The following is a 15,155-nucleotide window of genomic DNA, read 5'->3' as shown; positions in this document are numbered from 1 at the left end:
ATTTATGGCTAAGCGTGACTATTACGAAGTATTGGGGGTGGAGCGAGGCTCCAGCGAGGCTGATCTGAAGAAAGCTTATCGTCGTCTGGCGATGAAGCATCACCCTGATCGCAATCCTGACGATAAAGCGTCGGAAGAACTCTTCAAAGAGGCCAACGAGGCCTATGAAGTCCTGTCTGACGCCAGCAAGCGCGCGGCTTACGACCAGTACGGTCATGCTGGCGTCGACCCAAGCATGGGTGGCGGCGGTTTCGGCGGTGGCGGGGCTGGCGGTGCGAACTTCTCCGACATTTTCGGCGATGTATTCAGCGACTTCTTCGGTGGTGGCCGCGGCGGTGGCGGTGGTCGTGGCGGCGCTCAGCGCGGTAGCGATCTGCGTTACACCCTCGAGCTGAACCTTGAGGAAGCTGTGCGCGGTACCTCGGTGAATATCCGGGTTCCGACGCTGGTCAACTGCAAACCGTGTGATGGTTCGGGTGCCAAGAAAGGTTCCTCGCCTGTTACCTGCCCAACCTGTGGCGGTATCGGCCAGGTTCGCATGCAGCAAGGTTTCTTCTCGGTGCAGCAGACCTGCCCGCGTTGCCACGGCAACGGCAAGATCATTTCCGATCCGTGCGACTCCTGCCATGGCGAAGGCCGTGTCGAAGAGTACAAGACCCTCGCTGTGAAAGTACCGCCTGGGGTTGATACCGGTGATCGCATTCGTCTTTCCGGCGAAGGTGAAGCAGGTACGCAAGGTGGGCCTACGGGCGACCTGTACGTGGTGATCAATGTGCGCGAGCACGCGATCTTCCAGCGTGACGGCAAGCATCTGTTCTGCGAAGTGCCAATCAGCTTCACCGATGCCGCACTGGGCGGTGAGCTGGAGGTGCCAACGCTGGATGGCCGCGTCAAACTGAAGATTCCTGAGGGTACCCAGACCGGCAAGCAGTTCCGCTTGCGTGGTAAAGGTGTGGCTCCGGTGCGTGGCGGCGGTGCGGGTGACTTGATGTGCCGTGTAGCTGTCGAGACTCCGGTCAACCTGGGCCGTCGTCAGCGTGAACTGCTCGAAGAGTTCCGCTCAACGCTTGAAGGCGATAGCTCTCACTCCCCGAAAGCCACTGGCTGGTTTGACGGCGTGAAGCGTTTCTTCGGCGACTTGTAACGGGAGCAGGACATGCGACGTATTGCTGTGATGGGCGCCGCCGGGCGCATGGGTAAAATTCTGATCGAAGCTGTTCAGCAAGCGCCGGGCGCTGGCTTGACGGCGGCGATTGATCGTCCTGATAGCACGCTGGTGGGTGCTGACGCCGGCGAACTGGCTGCTCTGGGTCGTATTGGTGTTCCTCTATCGGGTGATCTGGCCAAAGTGGCTGATGAGTTCGACGTGCTGATCGACTTCACGCACCCTTCGGTGACCCTGAAGAATCTGGCGTTCTGCCGCAAGGCCGGCAAGGCCATGATCATCGGTACCACGGGCTTCACGGCTGAAGAAAAGCAGCGCATCGCCGAGGCGGGTAAAGAGATTCCGATCGTTTTCGCCGCCAATTTTAGCGTTGGCCTGAATCTGTGCCTGAAGCTGCTCGACACCGCTGCTCGCGTATTGGGTGATGATGTCGACATCGAAATCATCGAGGCGCATCACCGCCACAAGGTCGATGCGCCGTCCGGTACTGCGTTGCGCCTGGGTGAAGTGGTTGCCAATGCGCTGGGTCGTGATCTGGAAAAGGTTGCTGTCTACGGCCGTGAAGGTCAGACCGGTGCCCGTGATCGCCAGACCATTGGTTTCGCGACGATTCGCGCGGGTGACGTCGTGGGTGATCACACCGTCCTGTTTGCCTCTGAAGGCGAGCGGGTCGAGATCACGCACAAGGCTTCCAGTCGCATGACGTTCGCCAAGGGCGCAGTCAGGGCTGCCATGTGGCTTGAGGGGCGTGAGGCGGGTCTATACGACATGCAGGACGTGCTCGATCTGCATTGATTGATCGTTACTGATTGATCGCTACAGCAGAGGCGCAGCCCTGAGATTCAGGGTTTGCGCCTCTGTTTTATCCTTCCTCGGGAACTTCTGTCGCATTCCCCCGTCTTTTCGCCTCATTGGCGGTAGACCAAAAAAGCCTTTTTCTGTAAGCTACAGCTTTAGTGTGTCCACTAAAAGCGCGCAGATGATTCTATAAGAAAGCGGGGTGACGTAACTACGTCATTCCGCTTTTTTGCAACCTGCGAATGCCCTTTCAGGCTTTACTTACGGGAGGTCTTCTTGACTAAGCCAGCCATACTCGCCCTTGCTGATGGCAGCATTTTTCGCGGCGAAGCCATTGGAGCCGACGGTCAAACCGTTGGCGAGGTAGTGTTTAACACTGCCATGACAGGCTATCAGGAAATCCTTACCGATCCTTCCTATGCCCAGCAAATCGTTACTCTGACTTACCCGCATATCGGTAACACCGGCACCACCCCTGAAGACGCCGAGTCGGATCGCGTCTGGTCTGCTGGTCTGGTGATTCGTGATCTGCCACTGGTTGCCAGCAACTGGCGCAACAAGATGTCACTGGATGATTACCTGAAAGCCAACAACGTTGTGGCAATCGCAGGGATCGACACCCGTCGCCTGACCCGCATTCTGCGTGAGAAAGGTGCACAGAACGGCTGCATCATGGCCGGTGACAACATTTCCGAAGAAGCGGCCATCGCTGCAGCGCGCGGCTTCCCGGGCCTGAAAGGCATGGACCTGGCGAAAGTTGTCAGCGTCAAGGAATCTTACGAGTGGCGCTCCAGCGTCTGGTCCTTGAAGACCGACAGCTGCCCTGAAATTGCCGCATCTGAATTGCCATACCACGTCGTGGCCTATGACTACGGCGTCAAGGTCAACATCCTGCGTATGCTGGTCGAGCGCGGCTGCCGCGTAACCGTCGTTCCGGCTCAAACGCCTGCCAGTGAAGTGCTTGCCTACAAGCCTGATGGTGTCTTCCTGTCCAACGGCCCTGGCGATCCTGAGCCGTGCGACTACGCCATCCAGGCGATCAAGGAAGTGCTGGAAACCGACATTCCGGTATTCGGTATCTGCCTGGGCCACCAACTGCTGGCGCTGGCGTCCGGTGCCAAGACGGTGAAGATGGGTCACGGCCACCACGGTGCCAACCACCCGGTACAGGATCTGGACACCGGCGTTGTGATGATCACCAGCCAGAACCACGGTTTTGCGGTGGATGAAGCAACACTGCCTGCCAACGTTCGTGCGATCCACAAGTCGCTGTTCGACGGCAGCCTGCAAGGCATCGAGCGTACCGACAAAGACGCGTTCAGCTTCCAGGGTCACCCTGAAGCAAGCCCGGGCCCGGCGGACGTTGCTCCGCTGTTTGATCGCTTCATCGAAACCATGGCCAAGCGACGCTAAACGGTTGCCTTGAGAATGTGACGCGCAGCGCCGGGCTGGACCTGGATGAAACGTCCGGCGAAGACCGCCCGGTGGTTGCAAAGAAGTTCAAGACGGCTTGCCGACTGACCTACGGATTTGAGTGACAAACCCATGCCAAAACGTACAGACATTAAAAGCATCCTGATTCTCGGCGCCGGTCCTATCGTGATCGGTCAGGCCTGTGAATTCGACTACTCCGGCGCCCAGGCCTGTAAGGCTCTGCGCGAAGAGGGTTACCGCGTCATCCTGGTGAACTCCAACCCAGCGACCATCATGACCGACCCGGCGATGGCCGACGCGACTTACATCGAGCCGATCAAATGGCAGACCGTTGCCAAGATCATCGAAAAAGAACGTCCAGACGCCGTGCTGCCAACCATGGGTGGTCAAACCGCTCTGAACTGCGCACTGGACCTGGAGCGCGAAGGCGTTCTGGCGAAGTTCGGCGTCGAGATGATCGGTGCAAACGCCGACACCATCGACAAGGCTGAAGACCGTTCGCGTTTCGACAAGGCCATGAAATCCATCGGTCTGGACTGCCCGCGTTCGGGTATTGCCCACACCATGGAAGAAGCCAATGCCGTGCTCGAGAAGCTGGGCTTCCCGTGCATCATCCGTCCTTCGTTCACCATGGGCGGTACCGGTGGCGGTATCGCGTACAACCGCGAAGAGTTCGAAGAGATCTGCACCCGTGGTCTGGACCTGTCGCCAACCAAGGAACTGCTGATCGACGAATCGCTGATCGGCTGGAAAGAATATGAAATGGAAGTTGTCCGCGACAAAAAGGACAACTGCATCATCGTCTGCTCCATCGAAAACTTTGACCCGATGGGCGTTCACACCGGCGACTCGATCACTGTTGCGCCAGCGCAGACGCTGACTGACAAGGAATACCAGATCATGCGTAACGCCTCCTTGGCGGTTCTGCGTGAAATTGGTGTGGAGACCGGTGGTTCCAACGTTCAGTTCGGCATCTGCCCGGACACTGGCCGCATGGTTGTGATCGAGATGAACCCGCGTGTATCGCGTTCCTCGGCACTGGCTTCGAAAGCGACCGGTTTCCCGATCGCTCGCGTCGCCGCCAAACTGGCTATCGGTTACACCCTCGACGAACTGCAAAACGAAATCACCGGCGGCAAGACTCCGGCGTCTTTCGAGCCTTCGATCGACTACGTTGTGACCAAGCTGCCACGCTTCGCCTTCGAGAAGTTCTCCAAGGCTGACGCCCGCCTGACCACGCAGATGAAGTCGGTCGGTGAAGTCATGGCAATCGGCCGGACCTTCCAGGAATCCCTCCAGAAAGCATTGCGCGGTCTGGAAGTGGGTGTGTGCGGTCTAGATCCAAAGCTGGACCTGAGCAACCCGGAAAGCATGAGCACCCTCAAGCGTGAGCTGACCGTGCCGGGCGCCGAGCGTATCTGGTACGTGGCTGATGCCTTCCGCGCGGGCATGACGGTCGAAGAAATCTTCGCCATGAACATGATCGATCCGTGGTTCCTGGTGCAGATCGAAGATCTGATCAAGGAAGAAGAGAAGGTCAAGACCCTGGGTCTGTCGGCTATCGACCGCAACCTGATGTTCCGCCTCAAGCGTAAAGGCTTCTCCGATGCGCGTCTGGCCAAGCTGCTGGGTGTGACCGAGAAGAACCTGCGTACTCATCGTCACAAGCTGGAAATATTCCCGGTCTACAAGCGCGTTGACACCTGCGCAGCCGAGTTCGCCACTGACACCGCCTACCTGTACTCGACGTACGAAGAAGAGTGCGAAGCAGCGCCGACCGGTCGCGACAAGATCATGATCCTGGGTGGCGGTCCTAACCGTATCGGCCAGGGTATCGAGTTCGACTACTGCTGTGTGCATGCGGCCCTCGCCCTGCGCGAAGACGGGTACGAGACCATCATGGTCAACTGCAACCCGGAAACCGTATCCACTGACTACGACACTTCTGATCGCCTGTACTTCGAACCGGTAACCCTGGAAGACGTGCTGGAAATCGTCCGTGTCGAGAAGCCTAAAGGCGTGATCGTGCAGTACGGCGGTCAGACGCCTCTGAAACTGGCTCGCGCTCTGGAAGCGGCCGGTGTGCCAATCATCGGCACCAGCCCGGACGCTATCGATCGTGCTGAAGACCGTGAGCGCTTCCAGCAAATGGTTGAGCGCCTGAACCTGCGTCAGCCGCCTAACGCCACCGTGCGTAGCGAAGACGAAGCGATTCGCGCAGCTGCAAAAATCGGTTATCCGCTGGTTGTTCGTCCGTCCTACGTACTGGGCGGCCGTGCCATGGAAATCGTTTATCAGGAAGACGAACTCAAGCGTTACCTGCGTGAAGCGGTGCAAGTGTCCAACGACAGCCCGGTGCTGCTGGATCACTTCCTGAATTGCGCCATTGAAATGGACGTCGATGCAGTCTGCGACGGTACTGACGTGGTGATCGGCGCGATCATGCAGCACATTGAGCAGGCGGGTGTTCACTCTGGTGACTCGGCTTGCTCCCTGCCTCCGTACTCGCTCCCGGCTCATATCCAGGACGAGATGCGCGAGCAGGTGAAGAAGATGGCGCTGGAGCTGGGCGTAGTTGGCCTGATGAACGTGCAGCTGGCGTTGCAGGGCGAAGACATCTACGTGATCGAAGTGAACCCGCGTGCCTCGCGTACCGTGCCGTTCGTTTCCAAGTGCATCGGTGTTTCCCTGGCAATGATCGCGGCTCGCGTCATGGCTGGCAAAACCCTGAAAGAGCTGAACTTCACCAAAGAAATCATCCCGAACTTCTACAGCGTGAAAGAGGCGGTATTCCCATTCGCCAAATTCCCTGGCGTTGACCCGATCCTCGGCCCAGAGATGAAGTCGACCGGTGAAGTGATGGGCGTAGGTGATACGTTTGGTGAAGCATTCGCCAAAGCCCAGATGGGTGCCAGCGAAGTATTGCCGACTGGCGGCACTGCTTTTATCAGCGTGCGTGACGACGATAAGCCGTTGGTGGCTGGCGTTGCGCGTGATCTGATCAGCCTTGGTTTCGAAATCGTCGCCACTGCCGGTACCGCCAAGCTGATTGAAGCGGCGGGCCTCAAGGTTCGTCGCGTCAACAAGGTGACCGAAGGCCGTCCGCACGTTGTCGACATGATCAAGAATGATGAAGTGACGCTGATCATCAACACGACCGAGGGTCGTCAGTCGATCGCTGATTCCTACTCCATCCGTCGTAATGCCCTGCAGCACAAAATCTACTGCACCACCACGATTGCTGCGGGCGAAGCCATCTGCGAAGCGCTGAAATTCGGTCCGGAAAAGACCGTGCGTCGCTTGCAGGATCTACATGCAGGATTGAAGGCATGATCAAATATCCAATGACTGTCCAGGGCGCGAAAGCCCTGGAAGAAGAACACGCTCACCTGACCAAGGTGGTTCGCCCGAAGCTCAGCCAGGACATTGGTACTGCGCGTGAGCTGGGTGACCTGAAGGAAAACGCTGAGTACCACGCTGCTCGTGAGCAGCAGGGTATGGTTGAAGCGCGGATTCGTGACATTGAAGGCCGGATTCAGAATCAGGTCATCATCGATGTCACAACCATCCCGCATACCGGCAAAGTGATTTTCGGCACTACCGTGGAAATCGCCAACGTCGAGACCGATGAGCGCGTTACTTACCACATCGTGGGTGAGGATGAGGCTGACTTCAAACTCGGCAAGATTTCGGTAGGTTCACCATTGGCCCGCGCCTTGATTGCCAAGGAAGAGGGTGACGTGGTGGCCGTGAAAACACCGGGTGGCATTATTGAGTACGAGATTGTTGAAGTCCGCCACGTTTGAGGCAATTCGCCCGTTTTCGGCGGGCGCATTGATCTGGCAGCTTGCCCAGACGTTTTGGGTGGGCGGCATGATCTTGCTGCATCTGGCTATGCTGACGGTGCTGGACCAAATCGGTCTGGCGCCGTTGTTGATCAAGGAGCTTGCCGGTCAGTCCGGTGCGTTGCTGGTGGGGGGTGCAGCGTCATGTGCATCCCTGCAGATGGCAGTGTTGCTGGGTGTTGAGCGGTTTGCAGGTATCTGGCGGGATGTGCGCGGACAGTTATTGTTCGTCGCCATACTGTCGGCAGTCAGCTATTTCAGCGTGCGGCTCTGTTTGCCGGGTGCAGTGAGCTGGCAGTTGATGAGTTATCTGGTGTTGGGAGTGTCCGGCTTGCTGCTGGTTTTGCAACCTGCACCGGGAAGCAGCACCAGGGCGCGCTGACGCGGCCCTGGCTGTTTGCATCAAACTGCGCGGTGGACGTTTGAGAGCTGCTTGTTTACCTTTGGGTTCTTGCGGTAGATCAGCGCCATCTTGCCGATGACCTGTACAAGATCCGCGGATCCGGCCTTGCACAGTTCGGCAATGGCTTGAAGGCGGCTTTCGCGATCCAGGATGTTGAGTTTGATCTTGATCAGCTCGTGATCGCTCAGTGCGCGCTCCAGTTCGGCGAGCACACCTTCGGTCAAACCATTGTCAGCCACGATCAATACCGGTTTCAGGTGGTGGCCAATGGATTTGTACTGTTTCTTCTGCTCTTGAGTGAGCGGCATAATCTGACCTCTGCGTCTGATCTTGTAAAAAGCGGCGGCCAGTTTACCCGAGCGAGTCCGGGACCGCCCACTTAATCACGACTCGATTATTTTTGAGGTGCCCCGTGGCCCGTTCCAAGACAAGCCATAACTGGCTCAAAGAACACTTCGACGACAAATACGTCAAAATGGCGCAAAAGGACGGCTATCGTTCGCGCGCCAGCTACAAGCTGCTCGAGATTCAGGAAAAGGACAAAATCATCCGTCCAGGCATGACCGTAATTGACCTGGGCGCGGCCCCCGGAGGCTGGTCGCAAGTGACCAGTCGTCTGATTGGTGGTCAAGGTCGGTTGATTGCGTCAGATATTCTGGAGATGGACAGCATCCCTGATGTCACCTTTATTCAAGGGGATTTCACTGAAGATGCAGTGCTGGCGCAAATTCTGGAAGCGGTCGGTAATACACAGGTAGACCTTGTGATTTCCGATATGGCCCCCAATATGAGTGGATTGAGCGCTGTCGATATGCCGCGCGCAATGTTTCTTTGCGAGTTGGCACTCGATCTTGCAGGGCGTGTTTTGCGGCCGGGTGGTGATTTTCTGATCAAGGTTTTCCAAGGAGAAGGCTTTGACATGTACCACAAGGACATCCGCAAGCTGTTCGACAAGGTTCAGATGCGCAAGCCTTCTTCATCGCGTGATCGTTCCCGCGAGCAGTATTTGCTGGGGCGTGGTTTCCGCGGAATTGAAGGGTCGGCAAGCGTTGAGCGCCTTTGAGGCGCAGCGATAGATTTTTTTAAATGGCCTTGTCGATGCAGCATCACCGAGCATCGTGTAGTCAAAGTTTCACAAAGGGTTACAGACGGTGCCTGCCACATCTGCGGGTTCTGTAGTAAGTTAGGCCGGTGAATATCATGCGAGGCACGCTCTGCGTGGAGCTTGCTTCAGAGGGTAGCTAATTGAACGATATGGCAAAGAATTTGATCCTGTGGTTGATCATCGCGGCTGTCCTTGTGACGGTGATGAACAACTTCTCCAGCCCTAACGAGCCGCAGACCCTCAACTATTCCGAGTTCATCCAGCAGGTGAAGGATGGCAAGGTCGAGAAAGTTGCAGTGGATGGCTACGTCATTACGGGCAAACGTACTGATGGCGACTCCTTCAAGACCATTCGTCCGGCTATTCAGGACAATGGCCTGATCGGCGATCTGGTCAACAACAACGTGGTTGTTGAGGGCAAGCAGCCTGAGCAGCAAAGCATCTGGACTCAGTTGCTGGTAGCCAGCTTCCCGATTCTCGTGATCATCGCTGTCTTCATGTTCTTCATGCGCCAGATGCAAGGTGGTGCGGGAGGCAAGGGCGGTCCGATGAGCTTCGGCAAGAGCAAGGCGCGCCTTCTCTCTGAAGATCAGGTCAAGACGACATTGGCCGACGTCGCGGGTTGTGATGAAGCCAAGGAAGAAGTGGGCGAGCTGGTTGAGTTCCTCCGTGATCCGGGCAAGTTCCAGCGTCTGGGTGGCCGGATTCCTCGCGGCGTACTGATGGTGGGTCCACCGGGTACCGGTAAAACCTTGCTGGCCAAGGCCATTGCGGGCGAAGCGAAGGTCCCGTTTTTCACTATTTCCGGTTCTGACTTCGTTGAAATGTTCGTGGGTGTCGGCGCAAGCCGCGTTCGCGACATGTTCGAACAGGCCAAGAAACACGCTCCTTGCATCATCTTCATCGACGAAATCGACGCTGTAGGTCGTCATCGTGGTGCTGGCATGGGCGGTGGTCATGATGAGCGTGAGCAGACTCTTAACCAGTTGCTGGTCGAGATGGATGGTTTCGAAATGAATGACGGCATCATCGTCATCGCCGCGACCAACCGTCCTGACGTACTGGACCCGGCTTTGCTGCGTCCAGGTCGTTTCGACCGCCAGGTTGTGGTGGGCTTGCCCGACATCCGTGGCCGTGAGCAGATCCTCAAGGTTCACATGCGCAAAGTGCCGATGGGCGACGACGTCAACGCGGGTGTTATCGCCCGTGGTACGCCTGGCTTCTCTGGTGCCGACCTTGCCAACCTGGTCAACGAAGCATCGCTGTTCGCTGCCCGTACTGGTAAGCGCATCGTTGAGATGAAAGAGTTTGAGCTCGCTAAAGACAAGATCATGATGGGCGCTGAGCGCAAATCCATGGTCATGTCCGAGAAAGAGAAACGCAACACGGCGTATCACGAAGCGGGTCACGCAATCGTGGGTCGTGTGGTGCCAGAGCATGATCCGGTTTACAAAGTGTCGATCATCCCTCGTGGTCGTGCGCTGGGTGTCACCATGTTCCTCCCTGAGGAAGATCGTTACAGCCTGTCCAAGCGTGCTTTGATCAGTCAGATCTGCTCGTTGTATGGCGGTCGAATCGCTGAAGAGATGACCCTTGGGTTTGACGGTGTTACCACTGGCGCTTCCAACGACATCATGCGGGCCAGTCAGATTGCCCGGAACATGGTGACCAAGTGGGGTCTGTCCGAGAAGCTGGGTCCTCTGCTGTACGGTGAAGACGAAGACCAGGGCTACCTGGGTCGTGGCGGCGGTGGCTCAAGCAGTGGTTTGTCGGCTGATACCTCGCGCTTGATCGACTCCGAAGTTCGCAGCATCATCGATCAGTGCTACGGCACCGCCAAACAGATCCTCACCGACAATCGTGAGAAGCTCGACGCGATGGCAGATGCGTTGATGAAGTATGAAACGATTGATGCTGAGCAGATCGACGATATTATGGCTGGCCGTACTCCGCGCGAACCGCGCGATTGGGAAGGTGGTTCGGGTACTCCTGGTACTCCGGTAACACCTCCGGATGTTCGTCCGGAAGCCCCGATCGGTGGTCCTGCTGCTGAACACTAAGGCCTGACATGAATCCTGTGCTGTACCCGACCCGGTTGCCTTGCGGCAACCGGGTTCTTGATTTGTCCCGTACGCATGTTATGGGCATTCTCAATGCAACTCCTGATTCCTTCTCCGATGGCGGTCGCTACACCCATCTCGATGCCGCCCTGCGGCATGCCGAAGCGATGGTTGCTGCGGGTGCCACGCTGATTGATGTCGGCGGGGAATCAACTCGTCCGGGTGCGCGTGCGGTATCGCCCACTGAAGAGCTCGAGCGCGTGGCCCCTGTCGTGGAGGCGCTGAATCGTGAGCTGGACGTTATCATCTCGGTTGACACCTCCACGCCTGCTGTCATTCGTGAAACCGCTCGGCTGGGTGCAGGTTTGATCAATGACGTTCGTTCATTGCGTCGTGACGGTGCGCTGGATGCGGCGGCTGCGACCGGGCTCCCTGTGTGCCTGATGCACATGCGTGGCGAGCCTGGCGATATGCAGGATGATCCTCGTTATGACGATCTGGTCGCTGAAGTCGGTGCGTTTTTGCGCGAACGGATGGATCAGTGTGGTGTTGCGGGTATTGCTGAAGAGCGCATCATTCTGGATCCGGGTTTTGGTTTTGCCAAAAGCCTCGATCACAATCTGAGCCTGTTCAAGCATATGCAGGAATTGCATCTGCTGGGCCGTCCGCTATTGGTTGGCGTCTCGCGCAAGAGCATGATTGGCGGAGCGTTGGGGCGTCCGGTCGGCGAACGTCTGTTTGGTGGTCTTGCTCTCGCCGCGTTGGCGATGACCAAGGGCGCAAGAATTCTACGTGTGCATGATGTGGCCGAAACGGTCGATGTCGTGCGGATGATTGCCGCGGTTGAAGCGGCGCAATAAGAATACGGAGCATCCATGATTACCAAGAAATATTTCGGAACCGACGGCATTCGTGGTCGAGTGGGGCAATTCCCTATTACTCCCGAATTCATGCTGAAACTCGGTTGGGCAGCAGGCATGGCGTTTCGACGTCTCGGCGCCTGCCGAATTCTGGTAGGCAAGGACACGCGAATCTCCGGGTATATGTTCGAGTCGGCGCTTGAGGCGGGTCTGTCTGCCGCTGGCGCTGATGTGATGTTGTTGGGGCCAATGCCTACGCCTGCCATCGCTTACCTGACGCGCACTTTCCATGCGGAAGCCGGCATCGTGATCAGCGCTTCGCATAACCCTCACTACGATAACGGCATCAAGTTCTTCTCGGGTCAGGGCACCAAATTGCCCGACGAAATCGAGTTGATGATCGAGGAGTTGCTCGATGCGCCGATGACCGTCGTTGAGTCGGAAAAGCTGGGCAAGGTTTCGCGTATCAATGACGCTGCGGGCCGTTATATCGAATTCTGTAAAAGCAGCGTGCCGACCAGCACCGATTTTGCCGGCCTCAAGCTGGTGGTCGACTGCGCCCATGGCGCGACGTACAAGGTGGCGCCAAACGTCTTCCGTGAGCTGGGCGCTCAAGTGACCGTTTTGTCTGCTCAGCCCAATGGCCTGAACATCAATGAAGACTGTGGCTCCACGCACATGGGTGCGTTGCAGGCAGCCGTGCTCGCCGAGCATGCAGACCTCGGCATTGGTTTCGATGGTGATGGCGACCGCGTCTTGATGGTTGATCACACGGGCGCTGTTGTTGATGGGGACGAGTTGTTGTTCATCATTGCCCGTGATCTCCATGCGCGTGGCCGCCTGCAAGGTGGCGTCGTGGGTACGCTGATGAGCAATCTGGGGCTTGAGCTGGCTCTGGCTGATCTGGATATCCCGTTTGTTCGCGCGAACGTGGGTGATCGTTATGTGATTGCCGAGCTTCTGGAGCGCAATTGGCAGATCGGTGGTGAGAACTCCGGTCACGTCGTCTGCTTCCAGCACACCACTACCGGGGACGCAATTATTGCAGCGCTGCAGGTTCTGCTTGCGCTGCGTCGCAACGGAGAAAGCCTTGCGCAGTCGCGTCAGGCGCTTCGCAAGTGCCCACAAGTATTGGTCAACGTTCGGTTTTCGGGCGGTGTTGATCCGGTCACGCACCCCGCTGTCAAAGAGGCTTGCGACCGAGTAACGGCAGCCATGGAGGGTCGCGGTCGCGTGTTGCTGCGCAAGTCCGGGACCGAGCCACTGGTCCGCGTGATGGTTGAAGGCGAGGACGAAGTACAGGTTCGCGGTTACGCCGATGAGCTCGCAAAACTGGTTGCTGAAGTTTGCGCCTGATTTCGGCTTGCCAGTGTTGAAAGTGTTGGGTAACATCTGCGCCCACTTTGACCGACGAGGTACAGCATGCGTCGCCCTATGGTAGCTGGTAACTGGAAGATGCACGGTACCCGCGCCAGCGTCGCTGAGCTGATCGAGGGCCTTGCAGAGCAGGTCCTCCCAAGCGGTGTTGATGTGGCGGTGTTTCCGTCGAGCCTGCACGTAAGCCTGGTGGTTGAAGGTTTGCAGGGCAAATCAATTTCTGTGGGTGCGCAGAACTGTGCGCATGAAGCAGGGCAGGGTGCCTTGACCGGCGAAGTTTCGTCGAGTCAATTGGCTGATGCAGGTTGCAAGCTGGTACTTGTCGGTCACTCGGAGCGTCGCCAGATTATGGGCGAGAGTGATGATGTGCTGATTCGCAAGTTCGCTGCAGCTCAGGCAAGCGGCCTTACGCCGGTGCTGTGTATCGGCGAAACCCTCGAAGAGCGTGAAGCTGGCAAAACGCTTGAAGTGGTCGGGCAGCAGCTCGACAGCATCATCGTAGCGCTGGGCGTCAATGCTCTCGTGAGTGCAGTAATCGCTTACGAGCCAGTCTGGGCCATCGGCACCGGGCTGACCGCTTCGCCTCAACAGGCGCAGGACGTGCACGCAGCTATTCGTGCACAGTTGGCGAAAGAGAATGCTGAGGTCGCACAAGGCGTGCGACTTCTTTATGGCGGCAGCGTGAAGGCGGCCAATGCGGTCGAACTGTTCGGCATGCCGGATATCGATGGGGGGCTCATTGGTGGTGCCTCCCTGAATGCAGCTGAGTTCGGTGCGATTATTCGCGCCGCGGGAAACTGAAAAAATGCTGGAAACAGTCGTAGTCGTTTTTCATCTGTTGGCCGCTCTGGGCGTTGTTGTCCTGGTTCTGCTGCAGCAGGGTAAGGGTGCGGACGCTGGCGCGTCTTTCGGAGCAGGTGCATCAAATACTGTCTTCGGAAGCCAAGGTTCCTCTACCTTTCTTAGTAAGTTTACTGGTATACTCGCCGCAGCTTTTTTCATAACCAGCTTGGGGTTAGGTTACTTTGCTAAAGAGAAAGCTCATGAGCTGACTCAGGAAGGTTTGCCAGATCCAGCGGTAATGGAAGTGAAGCAAAAACCGGCAGCAGATGATGTTCCGGTGCTCGAAGGGCAAAAGCCAGCGGTTGTTCCAGCTGACGTACCTCAAGCTCCCGAGCAGAAGTAAGGTTTCAACAGGCAGTGATGTTCGAGGCTGCCAAAGATGTATTGCCGAGGTGGTGGAATTGGTAGACACGCAACCTTGAGGTGGTTGTGCCCATAGGGTGTAGGGGTTCGAGTCCCCTTCTCGGTACCAATTATCAGGAGAGCCCGCTGTTGCGGGCTTTCTTGTAGGTGGAAGGTTACATTGACCCTGCAAGGGATCGGTCGTATACTTCCGCCCCAGCTTTGTCGCGGGGTGGAGCAGTCTGGTAGCTCGTCGGGCTCATAACCCGAAGGTCGTCGGTTCAAATCCGGCCCCCGCAACCAGTTTAAGGAGCCCCTTTTAAGGGGCTTTTTGTTAGCTGGACACTTTCAACGCCGCTGTTCGACGGCGTTTCAAGGATGGGCGTTTCGCCCATTTTTTTATTTTGCATAGCATGCACATACATGCACGAGGGGGTTCAGGTGTCGAGCAAGCTAGAAGAGTTGCAGGCCTTGCTGGCCCCGGTGGTCGTGGCCCTGGGCTATGAATGCTGGGGTATTGAGTTTTCGGCTCAAGGTCGCCACTCAATGTTGCGCGTTTATATCGATAAAGAGGGCGGTGTGCTGGTGGACGATTGCGCCATCGTGAGCCGTCAAATCAGCGGTGTTCTTGATGTTGAAGATCCGATCTCCGTTGAATACACCCTTGAAGTTTCCTCGCCTGGCATGGAACGCCCACTGTTCACTATTGAGCAGTTCGCAAAATTTGCCGGTGAACAAGTGAAGATCAAGCTGCGTTCGCCTTTCGAAGGAAGACGCAACTTTCAGGGCCTTCTGCGTGGTGTAGAAGAGCAGGACGTTGTGGTGCAGGTAGAAGACCACGAGTTTCTGTTGCCGATCGATATGATCGACAAGGCCAACATTATTCCCACGTTTGACTGATACGTGCCAAATACTGCGGATCC

Annotated in this window: 15 protein-coding genes and 2 tRNA genes; 15 read left to right on the top strand and 2 right to left on the bottom strand. The window is 57.0% G+C overall.

Annotated features, from left to right (window positions below):
• The first annotated feature begins 4 nt into the window (after positions 1-4).
• The 3 genes from dnaJ (at position 5) to carA (ending at position 3,376) form a co-directional block, all read left to right on the top strand.
• Positions 5-1,144 (top strand): molecular chaperone DnaJ, encoded by a 1,140-nt coding sequence (dnaJ, locus tag AO242_RS06495; protein ID WP_027900311.1) that lies wholly within the window; start codon positions 5-7, stop codon positions 1,142-1,144.
• A 12-nt stretch (positions 1,145-1,156) separates the two neighbouring features.
• Positions 1,157-1,960: a 4-hydroxy-tetrahydrodipicolinate reductase gene (dapB, locus tag AO242_RS06490; protein ID WP_027900312.1), complete on the top strand. Its 804-nt coding sequence runs from the start codon at positions 1,157-1,159 to the stop codon at positions 1,958-1,960.
• 279 nt (positions 1,961-2,239) lie between these two features.
• Entirely contained in the window at positions 2,240-3,376 is a 1,137-nt protein-coding gene (gene carA / locus AO242_RS06485) for a glutamine-hydrolyzing carbamoyl-phosphate synthase small subunit (protein ID WP_099268119.1), read from the top strand.
• Here the strand turns inward: carA and AO242_RS29370 are convergent.
• Positions 3,373-3,528, bottom strand: coding sequence for a hypothetical protein (locus AO242_RS29370; RefSeq protein WP_176560580.1), 156 nt, complete (start codon positions 3,526-3,528; stop codon positions 3,373-3,375). The two genes, carA and AO242_RS29370, sit on opposite strands and share 4 nt — an antisense overlap.
• Here AO242_RS29370 and carB point away from each other — a divergent pair.
• From carB to AO242_RS06470, 3 genes are read left to right on the top strand one after another with little or no spacing between them, the layout of a single operon-like run.
• Positions 3,509-6,730 (top strand): carbamoyl-phosphate synthase large subunit, encoded by a 3,222-nt coding sequence (gene carB, locus AO242_RS06480; protein WP_099268118.1) that lies wholly within the window; start codon positions 3,509-3,511, stop codon positions 6,728-6,730. The genes AO242_RS29370 and carB overlap by 20 nt on opposite strands.
• Positions 6,727-7,203, top strand: a complete 477-nt coding sequence (gene greA, locus AO242_RS06475) for a transcription elongation factor GreA (protein ID WP_099268117.1) — start codon at positions 6,727-6,729, stop codon at positions 7,201-7,203. The genes carB and greA overlap by 4 nt, the downstream gene beginning before the upstream one ends.
• Positions 7,181-7,624, top strand: coding sequence for an MFS transporter (locus AO242_RS06470; RefSeq protein ID WP_257153387.1), 444 nt, complete (start codon positions 7,181-7,183; stop codon positions 7,622-7,624). The genes greA and AO242_RS06470 overlap by 23 nt, the downstream gene beginning before the upstream one ends.
• 20 nt (positions 7,625-7,644) lie before the next feature.
• Here AO242_RS06470 and AO242_RS06465 read toward each other — a convergent pair whose 3' ends face one another.
• Positions 7,645-7,953, bottom strand: coding sequence for a YhbY family RNA-binding protein (locus tag AO242_RS06465; protein WP_027900317.1), 309 nt, complete (start codon positions 7,951-7,953; stop codon positions 7,645-7,647).
• A gap of 104 nt (positions 7,954-8,057) precedes the next feature.
• Between AO242_RS06465 and rlmE the strand changes: the two genes are divergently transcribed.
• The 9 genes from rlmE (at position 8,058) to rimP (ending at position 15,132) form a co-directional block, all read left to right on the top strand.
• Positions 8,058-8,708 (top strand): 23S rRNA (uridine(2552)-2'-O)-methyltransferase RlmE, encoded by a 651-nt coding sequence (rlmE, locus tag AO242_RS06460; protein ID WP_027900318.1) that lies wholly within the window; start codon positions 8,058-8,060, stop codon positions 8,706-8,708.
• A 191-nt stretch (positions 8,709-8,899) separates the two neighbouring features.
• Positions 8,900-10,810 carry an ATP-dependent zinc metalloprotease FtsH gene (ftsH, locus tag AO242_RS06455; RefSeq protein WP_027900319.1) on the top strand — a complete coding sequence of 637 codons (1,911 nt, stop codon included), beginning with the start codon at positions 8,900-8,902 and terminating at the stop codon, positions 10,808-10,810.
• 8 nt (positions 10,811-10,818) lie between these two features.
• Positions 10,819-11,670, top strand: a complete 852-nt coding sequence (folP, locus tag AO242_RS06450; protein WP_099268116.1) for a dihydropteroate synthase — start codon at positions 10,819-10,821, stop codon at positions 11,668-11,670.
• 18 nt (positions 11,671-11,688) lie between these two features.
• Complete coding sequence (gene glmM / locus AO242_RS06445) at positions 11,689-13,026, top strand: phosphoglucosamine mutase (protein WP_049826944.1); 1,338 nt, start codon at positions 11,689-11,691, stop codon at positions 13,024-13,026.
• Positions 13,027-13,092: 66 nt separating this feature from the next.
• On the top strand, positions 13,093-13,848 hold the full coding sequence (gene tpiA, locus AO242_RS06440; RefSeq protein ID WP_099268115.1) for a triose-phosphate isomerase: 756 nt from the start codon (positions 13,093-13,095) through the stop codon (positions 13,846-13,848).
• A gap of 4 nt (positions 13,849-13,852) precedes the next feature.
• A complete protein-coding gene (gene secG, locus AO242_RS06435) occupies positions 13,853-14,233 on the top strand; it encodes a preprotein translocase subunit SecG (protein WP_027900323.1) in 381 nt (126 codons plus the stop codon).
• Positions 14,234-14,276: 43 nt separating this feature from the next.
• A tRNA-Leu gene (locus AO242_RS06430) sits at positions 14,277-14,362 on the top strand.
• A gap of 96 nt (positions 14,363-14,458) precedes the next feature.
• Positions 14,459-14,535: transfer RNA gene (locus AO242_RS06425), tRNA-Met, on the top strand.
• Between the two features lie 138 nt (positions 14,536-14,673).
• Positions 14,674-15,132: a ribosome maturation factor RimP gene (rimP, locus tag AO242_RS06420; RefSeq protein ID WP_027900324.1), complete on the top strand. Its 459-nt coding sequence runs from the start codon at positions 14,674-14,676 to the stop codon at positions 15,130-15,132.
• The last annotated feature ends 23 nt before the right edge of the window (positions 15,133-15,155 follow it).

The sequence above is a fragment of the Pseudomonas sp. ICMP 561 genome (genome assembly GCF_002699985.1).
Lineage (GTDB): Bacteria > Pseudomonadota > Gammaproteobacteria > Pseudomonadales > Pseudomonadaceae > Aquipseudomonas > Aquipseudomonas quasicaspiana.
The sequence above is the reverse complement of the archived record's forward strand: the minus strand, read 5'-3'. Positions and strand labels throughout refer to the sequence as shown.